The organism is Bradyrhizobium sp. Arg237L (assembly GCF_029990105.1).
In the GTDB taxonomy this organism is placed as follows: Bacteria; Pseudomonadota; Alphaproteobacteria; order Rhizobiales; family Xanthobacteraceae; genus Bradyrhizobium.
The window spans coordinates 1-20736 of record NZ_JAQMIL010000031.1 but is presented as its reverse complement, the minus strand read 5'-3'; the positions used below and the strand labels follow the sequence as shown (position 1 = coordinate 20736).

The 20736-nt window shown below is 63.5% G+C and carries 19 protein-coding genes; 15 read left to right on the top strand and 4 right to left on the bottom strand.

The window, feature by feature from the left end; all coding sequences use genetic code 11:
- The first annotated feature begins 77 nt into the window (after positions 1 to 77).
- Genes OZ411_RS20020 through OZ411_RS20010 form a run of 3 tightly spaced genes read left to right on the top strand, consistent with a single transcriptional unit; the run spans position 78 to position 1465 of the window.
- A complete protein-coding gene (locus tag OZ411_RS20020) occupies positions 78 to 263 on the top strand; it encodes a hypothetical protein (protein WP_130578189.1) in 186 nt (61 codons plus the stop codon).
- 21 nt (positions 264 to 284) lie between these two features.
- Positions 285 to 443 (top strand): hypothetical protein, encoded by a 159-nt coding sequence (locus OZ411_RS20015; RefSeq protein ID WP_282529340.1) that lies wholly within the window; start codon positions 285 to 287, stop codon positions 441 to 443.
- The gene (locus OZ411_RS20010; protein WP_282529339.1) at positions 440 to 1465 is read left to right on the top strand and encodes an LLM class flavin-dependent oxidoreductase; all 1026 of its coding nucleotides are present in this window, start codon (positions 440 to 442) and stop codon (positions 1463 to 1465) included. The genes OZ411_RS20015 and OZ411_RS20010 overlap by 4 nt, the downstream gene beginning before the upstream one ends.
- Positions 1466 to 1484: 19 nt before the next feature.
- Here the strand turns inward: OZ411_RS20010 and OZ411_RS20005 are convergent, their stop codons facing one another.
- From OZ411_RS20005 to OZ411_RS19995, 3 genes are all read right to left on the bottom strand, one after another.
- Positions 1485 to 1712: a hypothetical protein gene (locus OZ411_RS20005; RefSeq protein ID WP_130578191.1), complete on the bottom strand. Its 228-nt coding sequence runs from the start codon at positions 1710 to 1712 to the stop codon at positions 1485 to 1487.
- Between the two features lie 100 nt (positions 1713 to 1812).
- Positions 1813 to 3291 (bottom strand): GH1 family beta-glucosidase, encoded by a 1479-nt coding sequence (locus tag OZ411_RS20000; protein WP_282529338.1) that lies wholly within the window; start codon positions 3289 to 3291, stop codon positions 1813 to 1815.
- The gene (locus tag OZ411_RS19995) at positions 3281 to 4294 is read right to left on the bottom strand and encodes a glycoside hydrolase family 16 protein (protein WP_282529337.1); all 1014 of its coding nucleotides are present in this window, start codon (positions 4292 to 4294) and stop codon (positions 3281 to 3283) included. Before OZ411_RS19995 ends, OZ411_RS20000 begins: the two co-directional genes overlap by 11 nt.
- Positions 4295 to 4516: 222 nt before the next feature.
- Between OZ411_RS19995 and OZ411_RS19990 the strand changes: the two genes are divergently transcribed.
- The 5 genes from OZ411_RS19990 to OZ411_RS19970 all read left to right on the top strand — a co-directional run bounded on the left by OZ411_RS19990 (position 4517) and on the right by OZ411_RS19970 (position 10378).
- Complete coding sequence (locus OZ411_RS19990; RefSeq protein WP_282529336.1) at positions 4517 to 6109, top strand: EAL domain-containing protein; 1593 nt, start codon at positions 4517 to 4519, stop codon at positions 6107 to 6109.
- Between the two features lie 303 nt (positions 6110 to 6412).
- Positions 6413 to 8056 carry a phosphoglucomutase (alpha-D-glucose-1,6-bisphosphate-dependent) gene (gene pgm, locus OZ411_RS19985; protein WP_282529335.1) on the top strand — a complete coding sequence of 548 codons (1644 nt, stop codon included), beginning with the start codon at positions 6413 to 6415 and terminating at the stop codon, positions 8054 to 8056.
- 18 nt (positions 8057 to 8074) lie between these two features.
- Entirely contained in the window at positions 8075 to 9031 is a 957-nt protein-coding gene (locus OZ411_RS19980; protein WP_282529334.1) for an NAD(P)-dependent oxidoreductase, read from the top strand.
- Positions 9024 to 9899, top strand: a complete 876-nt coding sequence (locus OZ411_RS19975; RefSeq protein WP_282529333.1) for a dihydrodipicolinate synthase family protein — start codon at positions 9024 to 9026, stop codon at positions 9897 to 9899. The genes OZ411_RS19980 and OZ411_RS19975 overlap by 8 nt, the downstream gene beginning before the upstream one ends.
- Positions 9900 to 10120: 221 nt before the next feature.
- Complete coding sequence (locus tag OZ411_RS19970; protein WP_282529332.1) at positions 10121 to 10378, top strand: hypothetical protein; 258 nt, start codon at positions 10121 to 10123, stop codon at positions 10376 to 10378.
- A gap of 50 nt (positions 10379 to 10428) precedes the next feature.
- Here the strand turns inward: OZ411_RS19970 and ftsH are convergent, their stop codons facing one another.
- On the bottom strand, positions 10429 to 12270 hold the full coding sequence (ftsH, locus tag OZ411_RS19965) for an ATP-dependent zinc metalloprotease FtsH (RefSeq protein ID WP_282529331.1): 1842 nt from the start codon (positions 12268 to 12270) through the stop codon (positions 10429 to 10431).
- Positions 12271 to 12656: 386 nt separating this feature from the next.
- Between ftsH and OZ411_RS19960 the strand changes: the two genes are divergently transcribed.
- From OZ411_RS19960 to OZ411_RS19930, 7 genes are all read left to right on the top strand, one after another.
- Positions 12657 to 14984, top strand: a complete 2328-nt coding sequence (locus tag OZ411_RS19960) for a xanthine dehydrogenase family protein molybdopterin-binding subunit (protein ID WP_282529330.1) — start codon at positions 12657 to 12659, stop codon at positions 14982 to 14984.
- A gap of 184 nt (positions 14985 to 15168) precedes the next feature.
- Positions 15169 to 15783 carry a LemA family protein gene (locus OZ411_RS19955; RefSeq protein WP_130583413.1) on the top strand — a complete coding sequence of 205 codons (615 nt, stop codon included), beginning with the start codon at positions 15169 to 15171 and terminating at the stop codon, positions 15781 to 15783.
- Positions 15784 to 15806: 23 nt separating this feature from the next.
- Positions 15807 to 16715, top strand: a complete 909-nt coding sequence (locus OZ411_RS19950) for a YgcG family protein (protein WP_282529329.1) — start codon at positions 15807 to 15809, stop codon at positions 16713 to 16715.
- A gap of 1 nt (position 16716) precedes the next feature.
- Positions 16717 to 17217 (top strand): TPM domain-containing protein, encoded by a 501-nt coding sequence (locus OZ411_RS19945; protein ID WP_282529328.1) that lies wholly within the window; start codon positions 16717 to 16719, stop codon positions 17215 to 17217.
- A gap of 321 nt (positions 17218 to 17538) precedes the next feature.
- The gene (locus tag OZ411_RS19940; RefSeq protein WP_282529327.1) at positions 17539 to 18573 is read left to right on the top strand and encodes a hypothetical protein; all 1035 of its coding nucleotides are present in this window, start codon (positions 17539 to 17541) and stop codon (positions 18571 to 18573) included.
- Positions 18574 to 18740: 167 nt separating this feature from the next.
- Positions 18741 to 20306, top strand: a complete 1566-nt coding sequence (locus OZ411_RS19935) for a hypothetical protein (protein ID WP_282529326.1) — start codon at positions 18741 to 18743, stop codon at positions 20304 to 20306.
- 85 nt (positions 20307 to 20391) lie between these two features.
- Positions 20392 to 20553, top strand: a complete 162-nt coding sequence (locus OZ411_RS19930) for a hypothetical protein (protein WP_165421558.1) — start codon at positions 20392 to 20394, stop codon at positions 20551 to 20553.
- Positions 20554 to 20736 lie beyond the last annotated feature (183 nt).

Below are 20736 nucleotides of genomic sequence, written 5' to 3'. Positions count from 1 at the left end.
ACCTTGATTATTTGTCGCTTCGCGAGCAACATTGTTCTCGCGCCTGACAAGGTCGCGGGAAACCCGGGGTATTTACTATGGGATTTGTTCCGTATCTTGATTTCGATAAATTGACACCCGACGAAAAGAAGAACCTGAGGGATTTGCTCAAAAGTGAGCGGGATCAGCTCAGGATCGCTTTGGCCTTGGCTGAAAAGGGTTTGGCGAAGTTGGGCAAGTCGGCCAAGAAGGCCAAAAAGAAGAAGAAAAAGAAGAGCAGGTAGACGCTGCGCGACATCGATGCCATGCGCATCAAGGCGCGAGGCCGCGGGCTCGATCTGCCGTTCGATCAGTTTTCAAGGCTGATCTCCGGCCGGCAGATCGGCTTCGGGCCGCACATCTCGGACGATCCTCCCATCGTGCATCGCCCATGGTCGCTCGCGCGCGGCGCTTGCCCGGCATGACCGCGAGCAAGCGCAAATCCCGATCATCCGAGCTGTCGGCGACGAAAACCAGGCTCCGCGTATTCCCCGCCGTTTCGCGCAACCGCGATCCTACAAAATATGCCGACGAGCTGATGCGGATCGCGCATTTCGCCGACCGCAACGGCTTCGAAGGAATCTTGCTGTTTGCCGGCAATGACGTATTCGTCGAGCCGTGGGCGATGGCCCAGCATATCCTCGCGCACACGCAACGTTGCGCGCCGCTGATCGCGGTCAATCCGGTCTATCTGCATCCGTTCACCGCGGCGAAGCTGATCTCCTCCTTTGCACTGCTCTACGGCCGGAAAGTTTATCTGAACATGATCACGGGGACCGCGCTGAGCGATCTGCACGGGCTGGGCGACGAGCAGTCCCATGCCGAGCGATATGCAAGGCTAGGCGAGTTCATCGCCGTGGTGCGCCAATTGCTCGCGAGCGCGCGGCCCCTCAGTTTCCGGGGCAGGTTCTACACCACGAACGATCTGCAAATCTGGCCGCGCCTGCCGGCGGAATTGATGCCGGAATTCCTGATCGCGGGCCAATCGGACGATGCCCGCCGCGTGGCGGCGGAGATGCAATGCCTGATGATGCAGATGCTCCCGCCCGACCTCGAGCAGGGAATAAAGGCTCCCGGATTGAATTTCGGGATCTTTGCGAGGGAAAGCCGCGAGGAGGCAAGGCGGGCCGCAAAGCTTCGATTTCAGGACAGCGACGACAATCGCGAATTGTTCAAGCTGACGATGGAGAACACCGATTCCGTCTGGAAACGGCGACTTGGCGATGATGAGCAGGACGGCGCGATCCACCACAACGGCTACTGGCTGCTTCCCTTCCTGACCTTCCAGGCGGATTGCCCGTATCTCGTCGGTAGCTATGCCGACATCGGCGCAAAGCTGCGCAGCTTCGCCGAATTGGGCGTCGGCAATATCATCCTCGACGTGGTTGCGGACGAGGAGGAACTCGAGCATGTCCGCAAGGCGCTCGCCTGCAGCGGCGTGTTCTGATGGCGCATTGATTTGCTGCTTACTTGGTCGGGCGGCGTCCCGTGCGCGGATTGAGCGGAGCGGTCGGCGGTCGCCGCAGCGCTTCGGGCAGGAACGGCTCGTCCGGCTCGGGCGAGGGATCGGCGCGGACATCGGCCGCGGTCTGCGCCCGCTCATGCGGGCTCTGATTGTCCTTGAACTTGCGCTTCACGTCGACGCCGCTGACGGGATCGTTGACGCCATGCTGGATGTCTCTGGTGTCTGTCATGATGTGTCTTCCGAAAGATCGGCGCTTCCAATTGAGAACGCCCGTGGTGACCCGTCGTTCCTCGGGTTCCCGGCCGTTGGCTGCACGTCGGACCCAGCCATCAAACCCCGATCGCGTTCTTCGCCACCACGTCGCGATAGAATTCCGCACTCAGTTTCGGCACCCGCGCTTGCGTCTCGAAGTCGACCCGGTAGAGCCCAAAGCGCTTCTCGTAGCCGAAGATCCACTCGAAATTGTCCATCAGGCTCCAGAGAAAATAGCCGCGCACCGGGATGCCCTCCGATGTCGCGCGCTGGAGCTGCGTCAAATAGTTGCGCAGATACATGATGCGATCGAGATCGTAGACTTTGCCATCGGCCGTAAGCTTGTCCTCGGACGAGGTGCCGTTCTCGCTGATATAGATATTTTCGATATTCCAGATCTTCGCCGCGAGCCTTGGCGCCCAATAGATCGTCTCCGGACCGATTCGCAGCCATTCCGAGTTCATGTGCGGGAACGAGGTCGGGAACGGGAGTACGTTGAAATGCGGCTTGCGGTCTGAGGCCGTGATGTAGAATTGCGGCGCGTAGATGTTGAGCCCGACGAAATCGGTCGGCGAAGCGATGATCTTCAGTTCCTCGGGGGTGAATTTGGGCGCGTTGGCACCGGCATATTCGAGGAAGCCCTCGGTGTATTTGCCCTCCAGGATCACGCCGAGGAAACCCGCGTTCAATTCGCGCGTGGCTATCTCGGCGGCGCGGATGTTTTCCGGCGTTGCGATCGCGGGCACGCAAGCCGCGATATTCTCGGCGACGCCGACCCTGGTGCCGGCGCGTCCCTTGGCGCGGATCGCCTGCACCGCAAGCCCATGGCCGAGCGCGACGTGATGGCGGACTTGGTTCAATTGCGCGGTCGGCAGTTTGAGCCCGGGGGCGTCGATGCCCCAGCCATAGCCGAAATTGACGAACCTGCCGGCCTCGTTGACGGTGAAGATATTCTTCACCCGGTCGGTGATGTGCTCCGCGATATAGGCCGCGTAGTCGCCGAACGCCCTTGAGGTCTCGCTCGATTGCCAACCACCGACACGGTCTTCCAGCGCTTGCGGCAGATCCCAGTGATAGAGCGTGGCGTAGGGCTCGATGCCGTTGGCGAGCAATTCGTCGATCAGGCGGTTGTAGAAGTCGAGCCCTTTCGGGTTCGGCTTGCCGGTGCCTTCCGCAAACACCCGCGGCCACGCGATCGAGAATCGATAAGACTTGACGCCGAGATCCCTGATCAGGGCTACGTCCTGCTTGTAGCGGTGATAGTGCTCGTTGGCGCGGTCGCCATTGCTGTTGTCCTCGATCTTGCCGGGCGTGTGGCTGAATGTGTCCCAGATCGAGCGGCCGCGGCCGTCCTCATTGACCGCGCCCTCGATCTGGTAGGACGAGGTCGCGGTGCCCCAGACAAAGCCGGCGGGAAACGGGCCGGGCGCGTGCGGGTCGGAGGCAGCGGCCGGAGTCACGCTGCCCTCTGCGGCAGCGGCCGGCGCCGCCGCGATGCCGAGCGCGGAAATGCCCGCAAGCTTGGCGAAATGCCGGCGCGAAAATCTACCGAACATCGGTCACTCCGGTCGGGTTGGCATCGATCTGATAGGCCGAGATCCGGTCGATCTCGAAGGCGATGCTTTTGGGCGAACTGGCATCGACGAAGCCGACGCCGAGAAAGAATTTCGATCCCATCGCAAGATTGACGATCATGTACATCGGATCGTCGTATCCGATGGGGACCCTGATGTCGGAGACCGGCTTGCGGTCGATCAAGTAGATCAGCCGATCCTCTTGCCACAGCACACCGTAATTGTGGAATTCGGATTCCGCGCCGGGGATGTTGAAATCAAACCCACAGGACTGGATGCGCTGTGTCGAAGGAATCCGCCAGTGCGTCGTCATCACGATGTCGCCGGGCCGCTCGCCTCGTCCTTCCACGACGTCGATTTCCGGAGGCCAGCCGCCGTCGTCGGCGAGCATCCAGAACGCCGGCCACACGCCGCGGCCCAGTGGGATCTTCGCGCGGATTTCGAAATAGCCGTATTTCTGCGAGAACTTGCCCTGCGTCGTCAGGATGCCCGAGATGTACTCATTGTCGAACAGCGCCGGCTTCAGATCGGGCGGCGTGCGGCTGGCGACGATTGACAGCACGCTGTTATGAACCCTGAACGGGTCAAGTCCCAGCGGGGTGTTCATTCGGCCGCCATAGCGGGGATCGACATAGATCTGCTGCTCGCCATTGGCGCTGGTCTTGCGTTTGAAATCGGAGCCGTCGCCGCCCCAGTAGCGGGCCTCCGGCCACGCCGCACCGCCGGCATAATGCGGCACCCACCTTCCGTCCGCCAGCGGATGTTCGTTGAAATCGTCGCTGAAGGTCCGGTGCAGCGACCGGAAGGCGAGCTGCGTGGGCGGCTGATCTTCGACGCGGCGGCACTCAGTGGTGGTCGGATCGGTGGTCACTTGCAAGGTGAGCGCTGCCGGCGCCGCTTCGAGATCGTCCTGGGCGAGGGCGGGCGCCGTCACGGCGACATAACCGATCGCAAGCAGAACTCTCGGGGTCAATTCGCCGATCATCTCCGGCCTGCAAGGGGTAGGTTAATCCACGTTAACCTTTTGCACCACTTTCGGGCAAGTCGCGTGTGGGTGGGACATCGCACTGGAACGTGACGCAGCAGTGATCGCCGCGGCGGTTCCCGTTAACCTGATGTCAACGATCCAAGCAGGCGGCGCTTCAACAGAATGTTAGCGGCTTCTACTCATAGTGGGTCGATCGTCCAGGGGTGTGTGCGTGCGTTCATGATGCGGCGATGGCCCTATCTGGCCAGGAGTGCGCTGGTCGCGGCCAGCGTGGCCGCCTTTGCGGCAGGCGGACATTTTGTCGCGACCACCGCGATCGACGCGCAGCAATCCAAGCAGCTTGAGGAATTGGCCAATATCGCGCTGCGACGCTCCGAAGTCGCGGTGGATTCCAGCGTTGCCACGCTCAACGACGTCATGCGGCGCGGTCCGATGACCTGCGATGCGGCTTCCCTCCAGGCCGTCCGCCTCAAGGTCTATCAGCGTTCCCAGGTCAAGGACATCCGCCTCGTCAACCGGGAAGGATCGGTGATCTGCTCGGCCTATTCGGAGACGCTCGAGTTCGACAATGAATGGGTCACGCGGCCGCGCATGCTGCGGACCGCCGATCACAGCCTCCTGCTGTTTCGGGTCGACCAGATCAATGGCGTCGCGCTTGGCGTCTTGAAGGACATCGATGCGAAGTCTTCGCTGGTCGCCATCCTCGGCGTCGGCGCCACCCTGTTTGACATCCTGCCCGCGGAATTGCGTGACCACGGCGAGGTGGTGGCCCAGCTCGACAACAGCGCCGATATCGGGCGATTTGCCGCCTCGCAGGTGTTTGACGCGACCGACGCCGTGACCTTCAGCAGCGCATCGCACCGCTATCCCTTGCGCGCACTGGTCCGGGTCGCGCCCGACGCCCTGCGGCATTGGAACAGGGACGGCTATTGGCCGTCGATGCTGCTCGGCGCCGTGCTCGGCCTCGCTTTCGGCCTGTTGCTGACGCGGGCAGTGGCGCGCCTGGAAGGGCCGATTGCCGATATCGACCGCGGCTTGGCGCGGCACGAATTCAAGCCGTACTTCCAGCCGACCTTCGATCTGCGCTCTGGCGTGATCGGGGGGTGCGAGGTGCTGGCGCGTTGGGTGCACCGGGACGGCAGCGTCACGCCGCCGATGAATTTCATTCCGCTTGCTGAATCCAGTGGCCGCATCGAGGCGATCACCTGGCAGATCCTCGCATTGGCCTTGAAGGAGATGCGCCCGCGGCTTGCGGCGGACAAATATTTCAAGATGTCGGTCAACATCACTCCGCGCCATCTGCTCAGCGAGGGTTTTGTCGACCGGCTTCGCCGTGAGGTCAGGGACAGCGGCGTCTCGGCGCGCCAGATCGTGATCGAGGTGACCGAGCGCGAAGCATTTCCGGACCTGGAGAAGGCGGCTGCCGTCATCGAAGCGTTGCGCGAGCACGGTTTCAAGGTCGCGATGGACGATGTCGGCGTCGGCCACAGCGGTCTGTCGCAGATCAAGCGGCTCGGGGTCAACACCATGAAGATCGACAAGTTCTTCGTCGATACCATCGTGCAGGATGGTTCGGCTGCGACCATCGTCGAGATGCTGGTGCGGCTCGCGGCGAAACTCAGGATGAACGTGATCGCCGAGGGCATCGAGACGGCCGAACAGCGCCAGGCGCTGCTCGGTTGCGGCGTCGAGGCCGGCCAGGGCTACCTGGTGTCGCCGCCATTGCCCTATGCAAAGTTCGACGAATTCCTCGTCGCATATGAGGCCCGGATAGAGGCCGAGGCGGTTGTTCGGCAGGCCTCGGTCGCCTGACTGTGGTGCCATTTAGTTGAAGCTTCACCTCTCCCGCTTGCGGGAGAGGCGTAGGCCGCCTTCGGCGGCCGTCCTTGGAGAACGCCGAAGCGGCGCTTCGGCTATGGCGCAGCGCCGGGTGAGGGCTCTCTCCCACGGTCGAATAGCGTGAATCGCGGATAGAGCCCCTCACCCCAACCCTCTCCCCGTAAGAACGGGGAGAGGGAGCACGGCAGTGATCGCGCGCGCCGCATAACGCTTTGCCTGCACCCGGCTCGCCCCTATAGTGATGTCTCAAAGACAGCATTGGTCCTGAGAGGTCACGTGACTGCACCAAATCCTGCAGCAGGCAAGCCGGTCGATCCCGCTTCGCTTGCGAACATCCCGCGGCTCGTCACGGCGTATTTTGCATCGAAGCCCGATCCCGCCGACGCCACGCAACGGGTTTCCTTCGGAACCTCGGGCCATCGCGGTTCCTCGCTGCGGAATTCCTTCAATGAGGATCATATCCTCGCAACCACGCAGGCGATCTGCGACTATCGCCGCGAGGCCGGGCTGACCGGGCCGCTGTTCATTGGCATCGACACCCACGCGCTGGCGGAACCGGCGCTGGCGAGCGCGGTCGAGGTGTTCGCCGCCAACGGCGTCGAGATCATGATCGACGAGCGCGGCGGCTATACGCCGACGCCGGTCATCTCGCACGCGATCCTTACTTACAACAAGGGCAAGACCTCCGGCCTTGCGGATGGTGTTGTCATCACGCCGTCACATAATCCGCCGGAAGACGGTGGCTACAAATACAACCCGCCGCATGGTGGACCCGCGGATACTGACGTCACCGGCATCATCGAGAAGAACGCCAACCGCTATCTGGAGGCCGGGCTGAAAGGCGTCGCGCGGATGGTTTACGACCGCGCACGCAAGGCGTCGACGACGCATCTTTACGATTACATCACGCCCTATGTCGCCGATCTCGGCAACACGGTCGACCTGGCGTTGGTCAAATCCGCTGGCGTGAGGATCGGCATCGATCCGCTCGGCGGCGCGGCGGTGCATTTCTGGCAGCCGATCATCGAGCGCTATGGGATCAACGCCAGCGTAGTGAACAATGCGGTCGATCCGGCCTTCCGTTTCATGACCGCGGATTGGGACGGCAAGATCCGCATGGATTGCTCCTCGCCTTACGCGATGGCGAGCCTGATCCAGATGCGCGAGAAGTTCGATGTCGCGTTCGCCAATGACACCGATGCTGACAGGCACGGCATCGTGACGCGTTCGAACGGCTTGATGAATCCCAACCACTTCCTTGCGGTCTCAATCGCCTATCTGTTCCGCCAGCGCCCGCAATGGGGTGCGAACGCCGCGATCGGCAAGACCATCGTCTCTTCCTCGATCATCGATCGCGTCGCGAAGAAGCTGAACCGCAAGCTGGTGGAGACGCCGGTCGGCTTCAAATGGTTCGTCGAGGGGCTCGGCACCGGCGCGTTCGGCTTCGCGGGCGAGGAGAGCGCCGGCGCCTCCTTCCTGAAGCGCGACGGCTCGGTGTGGACCACTGACAAGGACGGCATCATCCTGGGGCTGCTTGCGGCGGAGATCATCGCCAAAACGGGTCGCGACCCGAGCCAGCTCTTCGCCGATCTCACCGCTGAGCTCGGCGTGCCCTTCTATGAGCGCATCGACGTCGCGGCAACGCCGAAGCAGAAGAGCGCGCTCAAGGCTGTGGGTCCGGAGCAACTCAACATGAAGGAGCTCGCCGGCGAGCCGGTGCGCGTGGTCAGGACCAAGGCGCCGGGCAACGACCAATCCTTCGGCGGCATCAAGGTTGAGACCGATTCCGGGTGGTTCGCGGCGCGGCCGTCGGGGACCGAGGATGTCTACAAGATCTACGCCGAAAGCTTCCGCGGGGAGGATCACCTGAAGCGGATCCAGAGCGACGCGCAGGCGGCGATCGCGAAAGTTTTCGGATAGGGGCCTGCCATCATCGCCATGCGTATTCTGCTCACCGGTTCCTCCGGCTGGCTGGGGCGCTTTCTCGCGCCGAGACTGCGGCAAGCCGGCCATCACGTGATCGGCCTCGACATCGTCGCGGGCGAAGCGACTGACGTGATCGGCTCGGTCGCCGAACGCGCGCTCGTCGAGCGGGTGTTCGCCGATCACGGCATCGAGGCCGTGATCCATGCGGGCGCCTTGCACAAGCCCGATATCGCCCGCTTTTCGCCGCAGGCCTTTGTCGACGTCAACGTATCAGGCACGCTCAATTTGCTGCAGGCGGCGGTTGACGCGCGTCATGATCGCTTCATCTTCACCTCGACGACATCGTTGATGATCTCGCAGGCGATCCGGGAAGGCGAGGGACATGCCGCGGTCTGGCTCGACGAGACGGCGGGCCCGCTCGAGCCGCGCAACATCTATGGTGTGACCAAGCTCGCCGCCGAGGGGCTGTGCCGCATCTATAGCCGCGAGCACGGGCTGAACTGCGCCGTGCTGCGCACCAGCCGCTTCTTTCCGGAGGAAGATGACACCGAGCGCGGATTTTCCGGCGAGAATCTCAAGGCGAACGAATTCCTGCACCGCCGCCTCACCGTCGAGGACGCCGCGGACGCGCATCTGGCGGCGCTCGACCGGGCGAAAGGCTTCGAGATATTCATCGTCAGCGCGCCGCCGCCTTTCGCGCCGGCCGAGGTCGAGGCGCTGAAATCAGATGCAGCAAGCGTGATCGCGCGCCATTTCCCTGACGTGGCCGCGCTCTACGCCAAGCGGAATTGGCGCTTGCCGCACAGCATCGGCCGCATCTACGATCCCGCCAAGGCCGAGCGTCTGCTCGGCTTCCGCGCCCGGACCGACTTTGCCGAAGTGCTTGACGCGCTGCGCAGCGGCGCGCCGCTTCCCTTCGCGCACGATCCCGACTATGTCTCGCCGTCCACGAGGTTGCAGCATGGCTGATTTCCACGGCGTCTTTCCCTACCTGGTCTCGCCGCTCGATCCCGCCGGCCATATCCGCACCGAGGTGCTGGGCCGGCTGTGCGATGATTTGATCAAGGCGGGCGTGCACGGATTGACGCCGCTCGGCTCGACCGGCGAATTCGCCTATCTCAACAATGCGCAACGCGCGCAGGTGGTGCAGACGACCATCGAGGCGGCCAATGGCCGCGTGCCGGTCGTTGCCGGCGTCGCCTCGACCTCGACGGCGGATGCGGTGGCGCAGGCCAAGGCCTATCAGAAGCGCGGCGCCGACGGGATTCTCGCGATCCTCGAAGCCTATTTCCCACTGCCGGACGCACGCGTCGAATCCTACTTCCGCGCCATCGCGGACGCGGTCGACATTCCCGTGGTGATCTACACCAATCCGCAATTCCAGCGTTCGGACCTGACGCTCGACGTCATCGAGCGCCTCGCCGCCCATCCGCGCATCGGCTACATCAAGGATGCCTCGACCAACACTGGCCGGCTGTTGTCGATCATGAATCGCTGCGGCGACAACATCAAAGTGTTCTCGGCCTCGGCCCATATTCCCGCCGCCGTGATGCTGATCGGCGGGCTTGGTTGGATGGCTGGCCCCGCTTGCATCATCCCGCGGCAGAGCGTCGAGCTCTACAATCTCTGCCGCCGCGGGCGCTGGGACGAGGCGATGGCGCTGCAGCGAAAGCTCTGGCGCATCAACGAGGCCTTCGCTCGCTTCAACCTCGCCGCCTGCATCAAGGCCGGCCTCTCGATCCAGGGCTACGACGTCGGCGACCCCATCCCGCCACAGGCGCCGCTGACGCACGATCAGCGCAAGATCGTGCAAGCCGCGCTGCAGGAGTTGAGCTGAAACAGCGTTTCCCTCTCCGCGTCATTGCGAGCGAAGCGAAGCAATCCACGTCTCCGCGGGCGGTGAGATGGATTGCTTCGCTGCGCTCGCAATGACGAGTGGAGATGCCGTAAGGGCATTCCAGATCGCGCTGGATTGAAAGAGCGTGATGAAAACGTTCGCTTTAAGCAGTCGACCGTCTCCCTACCTTTGTAGTGAACACAACCAGAAAGGAACCAGCCATGAAACTCGCTGCAATCATGCTGGCAACTGCACTTGCTCTCTCGAGCACGGCGGCGCTGGCGCAAACGGCGGCGCAAACAGCCGGAACTGCTGGCTACGGCTCGGTCGTCGCGCCGTCAGTGGGATCGTACTATTGGCCATCGGTAGGCTCGACAAACGCAGTTCCCACCTGGAGCAACACGACAAACGCCGCGCCTCTGCCCGGTCGCCTGCAGTCGGGTAGCGCAACGGTCGGTGCTTCCGCGGTTCGCAGGTAGCTACCGTAGGGTGGGCAAAGCGAAGCGTGCCCACCCTACAAATCCGTACCTCACACCGCGCGAAGTCCCTCTGGCGGTGTCTCGCGGATCAACGCTTCCAAATCGCGCTGCTCCAGCGTCTCCTTCTCCAAGAGCTTCTTCGCTGCGCGGTCGAGGACGGCGCGCCGTGCGCTCAGGATGCCCTGGGTGCGCTGGAATACGCGCTCGACGATGTCGCGTACCTCGTGGTCGACTACGGCCGCGGTCTCTTCCGCATAGTCGCGTTCCGGCATGGGGTAGGGCCGGTCGGCGCCGGCCAGGAAATTGCCGGGCTCGCGGTCATAGGCGATGCTGCCGAGCTTTTCCGACATGCCGTAGCGCGTCACCATGCTGCGGGCGATATCGGTCACCCGGCGCAAGTCGTCGGCCGCACCGGTGGAAAGATGGTCGAACACGATCAGCTCGGCGACGCGGCCGCCGAGCAGCACCGCCATCTTGTTCTCCAGTTCCTCCTTCGTCATCAGGAAGCGGTCCTCGATCGGACGCTGGATGGTGTAGCCGAGCGCGCCGACGCCGCGCGGAATGATCGAGACCTTGTGCACGGGATCGACGCCCGGCAGTGACAGCGCCACTAGCGCATGGCCCATCTCGTGATAGGCGACGATCTCGCGCTCCTTCGGATTGAGCAGCCGGTTGCGCTTTTCGAGCCCGGCCACCATGCGCTCGATCGCATTGTTGAAGTCGCTCATGGTGACGGCATCGCCGCCGCGGCGCGTCGCCAGCAGCGCGGCCTCGTTGACGAGGTTGGCGAGATCGGCGCCGGTGAATCCCGGCGTCAGCGCTGCGACCGCTTCGGGGTCGACGCCGGGCGCAAGCTTCACCTTCTTGATGTGAACCTTGAGGATGTCGATGCGTCCCTTCTTGTCCGGGCGGTCGACCAGCACCTGGCGGTCGAAGCGGCCGGCGCGGAGCAGCGCGGGATCGAGGATTTCCGGCCGATTGGTCGCAGCAAGGATCACGAGCCCGGAACGGGAGTCGAAGCCGTCGAGTTCGACCAGGAGCTGGTTCAGCGTCTGCTCCTTTTCATCATGGCCGCCGGCGAACGGGCCGATGCCGCGGGCGCGGCCGAGCGCATCGAGCTCGTCGATGAAGATGATCGCGGGCGCCTTCTGGTGCGCCTGCTGGAACAGGTCGCGCACGCGCGCCGCGCCGACGCCGACGAACATCTCGACGAATTCGGAACCGGAGATCGAGAAGAACGGCACCTTGGCCTCGCCGGCAACCGCCTTGGCGAGCAGCGTCTTGCCGGTGCCGGGCGGGCCGACCAGCAGCACGCCCTTGGGCATGCGCCCGCCGAGCCGGCCGTATTCGGTCGGGTTCTTCAGGAAATCGACCACTTCGCGCAGCTCGTCCTTGGCTTCGTCGACGCCGGCGACATCGCTGAAATTCACGCCGGTATCGGCCTCGACATAGATCTTGGCCTTGCTCTTGCCGATCGCCATCAGCCCGCCGCCAAGGCCTCCGCCTTGCGCGGCGCGCCTGGCGATGAACCACCACAGGCCGAAGAACAACAGCACCGGCATGATCCACGAGAGCAGATCGCGCAGGAACGTGCTCTCGATCTGTCCGGTGAAGCGGACGTTGTATTTCTCGAGCTCTTGCGCGACCTCCGGATCGACACGCGTGGTGATGAATTGCTTCTGTCCGCCGGGCAGCGGCTCCTTCAATGTACCTTGAAGCGTGCGGTCGGAGATGCCGACGCTCTCGATCTTCCCTTGGCGCAGCAATTGCTGATATTCGCTGTAGGGAATCGCGGCGATCTTGCTGGCGCTGACATAGACGTATTGAACAAGCATGATACCGAATATCGCCGCAATCGCATATCCGATATTGAAACGCATCTTGTTGTTCATGACCGCCCTCCGATCAAAACCGATATGGGCCGCTCCAAGCAGTGGTGCAGTCGGGCCGCCGTCCCGGGGGCAGCCATCGTCGCACCATGAAACAGCTAGAGTTCCGCAGCCTGGTTTCAAGAACCTTCCGCGCGACAAATCGTGCGGGACCGCTGGCGCAAGACTTGCGTTGGCGAGCGCCCTGGCGGGTCGACACGCCTGATATCATCATCTTCGTTGAAAAATCAGGCATCGATTTGATCGATTGGGCGGCATCGGCCGGGTGCTCCGACGTGCCGATCATTGGCGCGCGCCGGATGACATATTTGTTTTCGCCCGACGAGTTGTCTCACCCTGAAAATCCGTTAAAACGCGCACCATCTCAAGAAGACTTGAAGGACGGACTGATGAACATTCTTCCCGGCAATTTGCGTTTCGGTGCGGGCCAGCCGGTCAAGCGTTTGGAAGACCAGCGACTGCTCACCGGGAAGGGACAGTTCATCGATGACAAGCCGGAAGACGGCGCGTTGTGGCTGCATGTGCTGCGCTCGCCGCATGCCCATGCCAGGATCGTGTCGATCGATATCAAGGCGGCCGCGGAGATGCCTGATGTCGAGGCGGTCTATACCGGCGCCGATCTCGTGGCCGATGACATCGGCACCATTCCGACGCTTGCGATCTTCAAGCGGCCGGACGGCGCGCCGATGACGGTGCCGCCGCGCCGGCTGCTCGCGCATGAAGTGGTGCGCTTTGCCGGTGAGCCGGTGGCGGTTGTGGTCGCGACGTCGCGCGTGCTGGCGCAGACCGCATCTGAGGCGATCGTGGTCGATTACGACGTGCTGCCTGCGGTGGTCGATCCGGTCGAGGCGATCAAGCCCGGCGCGCCATTGGTGTGGCCGGAAGCGCCCGACAACATCGTCGCCGCCATGAGCTATGGCGACGCCGCCAAGGTCGAGGAAGCCTTCGCAAGAGCCGACCACGTGGTCTCGCTCGATCTCGTCAGCCAGCGCCTGGTGCCGTCGGCGATGGAGCCGCGCTCGACGATTGCCGAGATTGAGAAGAAGACCGGCCGCCTGATCCTGCATGTGCAGTCCCAGACGCCAGGCTCGACTCGCGATGTGCTGGCGGAGGCGATCCTGAAGCGGCCGAAGGAGAGCGTCCGCGTGCTGGTCGGCGATATCGGCGGCGGCTTTGGCCAGAAGACCAATCTCTATCCGGAGGACGGCATCGTCGCCTACGCCGCCACCAAGCTGAACAAGAAGATCCGCTGGCGCGGCGACCGCACCGACGATTTCGTTGGCGGCACCCATGGCCGCGACCTTACCTCGACCGGCGAGTTCGCGCTCGATGCCAAGGGCCGCGTGCTTGCCTATCGCGTGCGCTCGATTGGCGGCACCGGCGCCTATTCCACCGGCGCCGGCAATATCATTCCGCTGGTGCTTGGGCCGTTTGTGCAGACCGGCGTCTACGATCTGCCGCTGGTGCATTTCGAGGTGAAGTCGGTGATGACCCACACCGCGCCGGTCGGCGCCTATCGCGGCGCGGGCCGGCCGGAAGCGGTGTTCATCGTCGAGCGTCTATTCGATGCCGCAGCGCGTCAGATCGGCATGGATCCGCGCACGATCCGCAAAGTCAACTACATCAAGCCGGCGCAATTGCCCTACACCAACGCGGTCGGCCAGGTCTATGATTCCGGCGCCTTCGCGCACATGCTGGAGCGCGCTTCCGATCTCGCCGATTGGAACGGGTTCGCCGCACGCAAAAAAGCCGCGAAGAAGAGGGGCCTGCTCTACGGCCGCGGATTGACCAGCTACATCGAATGGACCGGTGGCCGCGCGCACACCGAGAAGGTCAACCTGCATGCTACCGCGGAGGGGCGCATCATCCTGCATTCCGGCACCATGGCGATGGGGCAGGGGCTGCAGACCACCTACACCCAGATGATCTCGGATACGCTCGGCATTCCCCTCGACAAGATTGATGTCGTCCAGGGAGATACGGATCTTGCCACCGGCTTCGGCAGCGTCGGCTCGCGTTCGCTGTTCGTCGGCGGCACGGCCGTGGCGGTGTCGACCAACGATATGATCAACAAGGCGCGCGAAAAGGCATCCAACCTGCTGGAAGCTTCCGTCGAGGACATCGAGTATCGCGACGGCTTCCTCACCGTGGTAGGCACCGACAAGCGCGTCAGCCTGTTCGAGATCGCCAAGAAAGAAAACGGCGCGCGGCTCTCTGTCGACAGCCAGGGCGAGGTCGACGGTCCGAGCTGGCCGAACGGCACGCATATTTGCGAGCTCGAGATTGATCCGGAGACCGGCGTCACCCGCGTGGTGCGCTACACCACGGTCGACGACGTCGGCGTTGCCGTCAACCCGATGCTGGTGACGGGCCAGATTCACGGCGGTGTCGCGCAAGGTATCGGGCAGGCGCTCTATGAGGGCGTCGCCTACAGCGAGGAAGGCCAGCTCTTGACTGCGACCTATCAGGATTATTGCGTGCCGCGCGCAGCCGACGTGCCACCGATCGTGGTTACGCTCGATCTGTCCGCGCCATGCAAGACCAACCCGCTCGGCGCCAAGGGCTGCGGCGAATCCGGCGCGATCGGCGGCCCGCCATGCATCACCAACGCCGTGATGGACGCGCTGAGCGAGCTCGGCATCACCAAGCTCAACACTCCGCTGACGCCGGTAAAGATCTGGAAGGCGATTCAGGACGCGAAGGCCGTGCAGTCGTAAGCTCTCACCACTTGTCATTCCGGGATGCGCCGTAAGGCGCAGGCCCGGAATCCATTGCGCCGCATCTACCAGCGGAAAAATGGATTCCGGGTTCGCGCTGCGCGCGCCCCGGAATGACGAAAAATGTGCAATTTGCCGTCCCCGATCTGCTACTCTAGCGCGAGAGCAGACCGGGAGAATTGCGATGCGGAGATTTTGGAGCGTGCTGGCGGCGCTGGCGACATTGAGCCTGACCAATTGCGGCTACAACGCCATTCAGTCCAATGACGAGCAGGTCAAGTCGAGCTGGTCGGAAGTGGTCAACCAGTATCAGCGCCGCGCCGATCTCGTGCCGAACATCGTCAATAGCGTGAAGGGTTTTGCGCAGCAGGAAAAGGATGTACTGCTCGGTGTCACCAATGCGCGCGCCAAGGTCGGCAGCATCCAGGCGACGCCGGAAGTGCTGAACGATCCCGCCGCGTTCCAGAAGTTCACGCAGGCCCAGGGCGAACTCACGGGCGCGCTATCGCGGCTTCTGGTCGTGACCGAGAACTATCCCCAGCTCAAATCCGATGCGCTGTTCCGCGATCTGGTGTCGCAGCTCGAAGGCACCGAGAACCGCATCACGGTGGCGCGCAACCGCTACATCAAGTCGGTGCAGGATTATAATGTCGGCATCCGCACCTTCCCGACCAATCTGACCGCGATGCTATTTGGTTACAAGGAGAAGCCGAACTTTACGGTCGAGAACGAGAAGGAGATTTCGGTCGCGCCGAAGGTCGATTTCAACCCATCGCCTTCGCCGTCGCCGTCGAAATAATTCAACGCTGCGATCCGCTTCCGATGAACGCTGCACGCGCCATCCTGCTTGCGCTGCTGGTAGGCTGGATTTTTCCAGCCTTCGCCGAAGTCGCGGTGCCGCCACTCACCGGCCGCGTCGTCGACACGACCGGAACGCTGTCGCCCGGCGACATCGCCTCGCTGGCGCAGACGCTGGAGGATCTGGAGAAACGCAAGGGCAGCCAGATCGCGGTGCTGATCGTGCCGACCACGGGCGAAGAGACCATCGAGCAGTTCTCGATCCGCGTCGCGGAAGCCTGGAAGATCGGCCGCAGGAAGATCGACGACGGCGCATTGCTCGTCATCGCCAAGAACGATCGCCATCTGCGGATCGAGGTCGGCTACGGGCTCGAAGGCGTGCTCACGGATGCCACCACAAGGCGCATCATCGACGAGGTCATCACGCCGAAATTCAAGACCGGCGACTTCGCTGGCGGCGTCGCAGCCGGCATCAACCGGATGATCCGCCTAGTCGAGGGCGAACAGTTACCCGCGCCGGAGCCCGAACACTGGCAGGCGCCTAACCTCTTCGACCAGATCGATCCGTTCAATCCCTTCGTCATTGTCGGAATCTTCGTGCTGGGCTCTTTTCTGCGCACGATGCTCGGGCGGCTGCTCGGCGCCGCCGCCACCGGCGGTATCGTCGGCTTCTTCGCCTGGATGCTTGCGGGTTCACTTGCCGCCGCGGTGTTGCTTGCAATCATCGCTGTCGTCGTCACCTTGTTGGCCGGCAGTTGGGGGTGGGGCGGTCCGGGCGGCTATCAGCGCGGCGGCTGGCCGGGCGGTGGTTATGGCGGCGGCTATGGCGGTTCTTGGCCCGGCGGCGGCCGCAACTCCCGCGACAATGGGGGCGGCGGCTTCAGCGGCAGGGGCGGCAGCTTTGGCGGCGGCGGCGCATCGGGGAGCTGGTAGCATGAACATCCGGCGCATCAGCAGGCACCTCGTCGAACACCGCTGGCGGACGCGGCGCCTGTTTCCGCCGCGCGTGCTCGATGCGATCGAACGGGCGATCAAGGCCGGCGAAGCCACCCATTCCGGCCAGATCCGCTTCGTCGTTGAAGGCGCACTCGACGGCGTGCCGTTGTTGCGCAACCAGTTGGCACGCGAGCGCGCACTCGACGTGTTCGCGCATTTGCGCATCTGGGACACCGCACACAACAACGGCGTCCTGATCTACCTCCTGCTCGCCGACCGCGACGTCGAGATCGTCGCGGATCGTGGCATCCACGCCAAGGTGGGCGCGGAAGGTTGGGAGGCGATTTGTCGCATCATGGAAGACGATTTCCGTGCCGGCCATTTCGAGCATGGCGCCATCAAGGGCATCGAGGCCGTCTCACGTGAACTCGCCAGCCATTTCCCGCCGGAGCAGGGCCGCGGCCCGAACGAACTGCCGGATGCGCCGGTGGTGATGTAAACGCCTGTCATTCCGGGGCGATGCGAAGCATCGAACCCGGAATCCATCGGGCCGCGTGCAAAGTCGCGAAATGGATTCCGGGCTCGCGCTTCGCGCGCCCCGGAACGACGGTGCAGTGAGACGATCGGCCTCTCGATACCGCTGCCGTCCCGGTCATGTCCGGTTCATCCACCCTTCCTCAAAATTGACGTCATCTACCTGAGAGTCAGCGATGCACGTCGTGATGGCCCGGAAAGTTCCTTAAATTTCGGTAAGACCTCCAGCCAGTAACGATTTCGCAAGCAATAAAAGTTACCAAATGGTCAACCTAATCTGGAGACTTTGAACGTGAGTGAGCAAGAGCGCGCCCCGATCCAAGCTGAAGCCGGAGCCAGCGGCGCCGGGCCGGCCGCTCCGTCCGCCGCAAGCGAACCGGTGTCGGCGTCCGCGTCTTCGGAGATCGCGGCAAACCAGGAAGAGACGGCGCCCAAAGCGGACGCTCCCAAGTTCGAGGCGCCCAACTTTGAAGCGCCCAAATCTGACACTCCCAAGTTCGAAGCCATCAAGGCCGAAGCGCCCAAGGTCGAGCCGACCCGGATCGAGCCGGCCGCAGCAGAACCGCCGCGTACCCCCGGCAAGCTCATGATCATGTCGCCGGGCGATCGCATCTGGGACGACGAAGGCGTGGCCGCCAAGCCCGTCAATGACGAGAAGCCGGCATCGTCGGGCAATCGCCGCTTCGCTGCGATGGCGGCGGTCGTCGCGCTCGCGACCGCGGCAGGCGCCGTTGGTGGTGCGCTCGCCACCGCAGGTCTCGGCTATTACGCGAAGCCCGCTACGGCGGCAGCAGCAGTCGTTCCGCCCAAGGACACCGCGCTCGAAGCTTCGATCGCGCGCATCGATGCCGATGTCGGCGCGCTCAAGGCCGGGCTCGAGCACGCCTCCAAGACGGGAACGAGCCAGTTCAGCAAGACCAGCGATCGCCTCGACAAGCTCGAGAAGGCGCAGGCCGAGCCGGCCGCGAAACTCGCCAAGCTCAGCGAGACCGTCGAGAAGCTGAAGGCTGCTTCAGCCGCGCCGGCCCCGGTTGCCGCGGCTCAACCTGCCGCGGTCAAGGACGTAACCGGCAGTGTGACGCCACCGGCGACCACGGCGGCTGCCGCGGCTCCAAAGCCTGAAATCGGCCGCATGCCGACCGTGGACGGTTGGGTGCTGCGCGACGTCAGCAATGGCGGCGCATTGATCGAGGGCCGCCGGGGCCTCTACGAGGTCTATGCCGGCGATCCCATCCCCGGCCTCGGCCGCGTCGATGCGATCCGCCGCCAGGACGGCCGCTGGGTGGTCGTCACCAGCAAGGGCCTGATCGTCGCGCGCTAGTTTGTAGCTCTCGTAGCCCGGGTGGAGCGCAGCGCAACCCGGGACTACTGCATCAGCGATGACGAGTGATCCCGGGTGACGCTATCGCTCCACCCGGGCTACATCCTCACCGCGATGTGAGACGGCTTTTGACTTGAATACGCCCCCTAGCGCGGTGTTAGTGGGGCATGAGCCGTGCGCTGCGTTTCCTCACGATCCTGCTCGCCCTGCTGTGCGGCGCCTTGGCGGCGCGTGCCGCACAGGACAAGGCGCTGGAACGCGGCACAGCGATTACCGATCCCTCAGTGCTCCGTGATCTCGATCATGGCAGGTTCGGTCTCGGGCGCATGCTGTCGCCGCAGCGCCAGACCGATCTTCCGCTCGACGATGCCGAACTGTTCGCGCTGCCGTCGATGGCGCCGATCCGCGCGGCGCTCGATCGCGAGTTCGATCGCTACATCTCAAAGCACAGCCAAGAGCTTCCGAACGAAACCATCGGCGTCGGCGATAGCTTCGCCTTCCAGCTATTCGATCGCGCGCAGCTTTACTCCGCAGCAACGCGCTTCGTGCTGGCCGGCATCGTCAACCGTATGGACCGCGCCTATGTCTCGCCCGAAAGCTGCGGCGAAATCCGGCTGATCTATCGGCTCACGCGCATCGATGCGCCCGTGATCGGCGAGAACGCGGTCTCGCAACGGCTGCCGATGACGCTCAATCTGGTCTTGAAGGCGAAGGGCGAGGGCGCGCGCGATCGAAACGGTGCCGCGATCACTTGCCGCGAGATCGCGCGGCGCTGGCTTGCCATCAGCGACGTTTCATCGGCGGGCGAGGGGGGACTTGAAAAGCTGACCGGCAAGGACGGCCCGCTCGACCTGATCGGCTACCAGAATATCGAGCAAATCGAGACCAACCTGCAGATCGCGCACGCGCCGAAATCGCCGACGCGCGATTTCCGCACCGACTATCTCCTGAAAGTGTTCAACTTCATCAGCGACGCCGGGCGCTTCGCGGAAGCGCCGCTGGAGAACCAGATCGATCGCGATCGCATCCTCTCCGATCAGAACCTGAAGCGCGAGTTCAAGAACTGGCTGCTCGATCCCAGCCATTTCGCAGAGCTCGACCGTGGCACGATCCTGATCCCGGAGAAATTCCTCGCCAAGGCTGCGATCGCGCCGACGCCTGTTGGCTTCGACCTGTCGGAACTGCAACCCGAATATGGGATGATGCAGGGTGAAAGCAGCGCGGCTGCATTCGATGACAATGATGTCGTCGGTGCGCTGAGGAAGGCGGCGGAAGACGGCACTAGGCTGCAGAACATCCGCTCGGTCGCGGGCTTCGAGCGCCGGCTCAACGATATCACCTGCGCCGGATGCCACCAGACCCGCGGCATCGGCGGCTTCCATTTCCCCGGCGTCGACTGGATGGCGGCCAAGCCGTCGAATACCACAGTGGTGCCGGCCTCGCCGCATTTCTTCGGCGACCAGGTCCGGCGCCGCGACATCCTGGCTGCATTTGCCCGCAACACCCAGCCGGATTTCTCCCGCGGCTTCTCCAACCGCCCGCAGCTACGCGGCAGCACCGAGCTTGCCGGCACCGAATATGAGGATGGCTGGGGCGCCCATTGCTATCAGCAAAGCGCGAAAGCCGCCGACAACGACCCGAGTTTTCGCAAGTGGACCTGCGCTGAGGGACTCGCCTGCCAGGTCGCCGGAAAAACCTCGCGCATGGGTATGTGCTTCATCAAAAGCCCGTAAGGCTGCTTTCACCTCGAAGAGGTGAGCGGCAACCCGAATTACTTTCGTCACGTGTTATGTGCTATGCTGCGCTCGGAGGCCGCCCATGAGCGCATCCGACGAGAAGCAGCGCAACCGCGAGATCGCGGAGAACGAGGCCGAACGGCAGATGATCGGCGCCGTCCGCGTCAGCACATGGGCGATCGCCGTCACCATCATTGTCGCCGCGATCGCAGCCGGCATCGTCTGGGCCTGGCTCAATCGCTAGAGTAGCTCGCCGGACGCCCATTGATGCGCGCCCTCTCCCCTTGTGGGAGAGGGCAGCTCGGACGTCGGCAACGAACTCGCTTGGGTGAGGGGTTGCCTCCACAAGCACCGTGGCCCGCGGAGACAACCCCTTGTATCTGCACGGGCATGATTTGTGCGATGGAAGCGATTTAGCGTCTTGGCC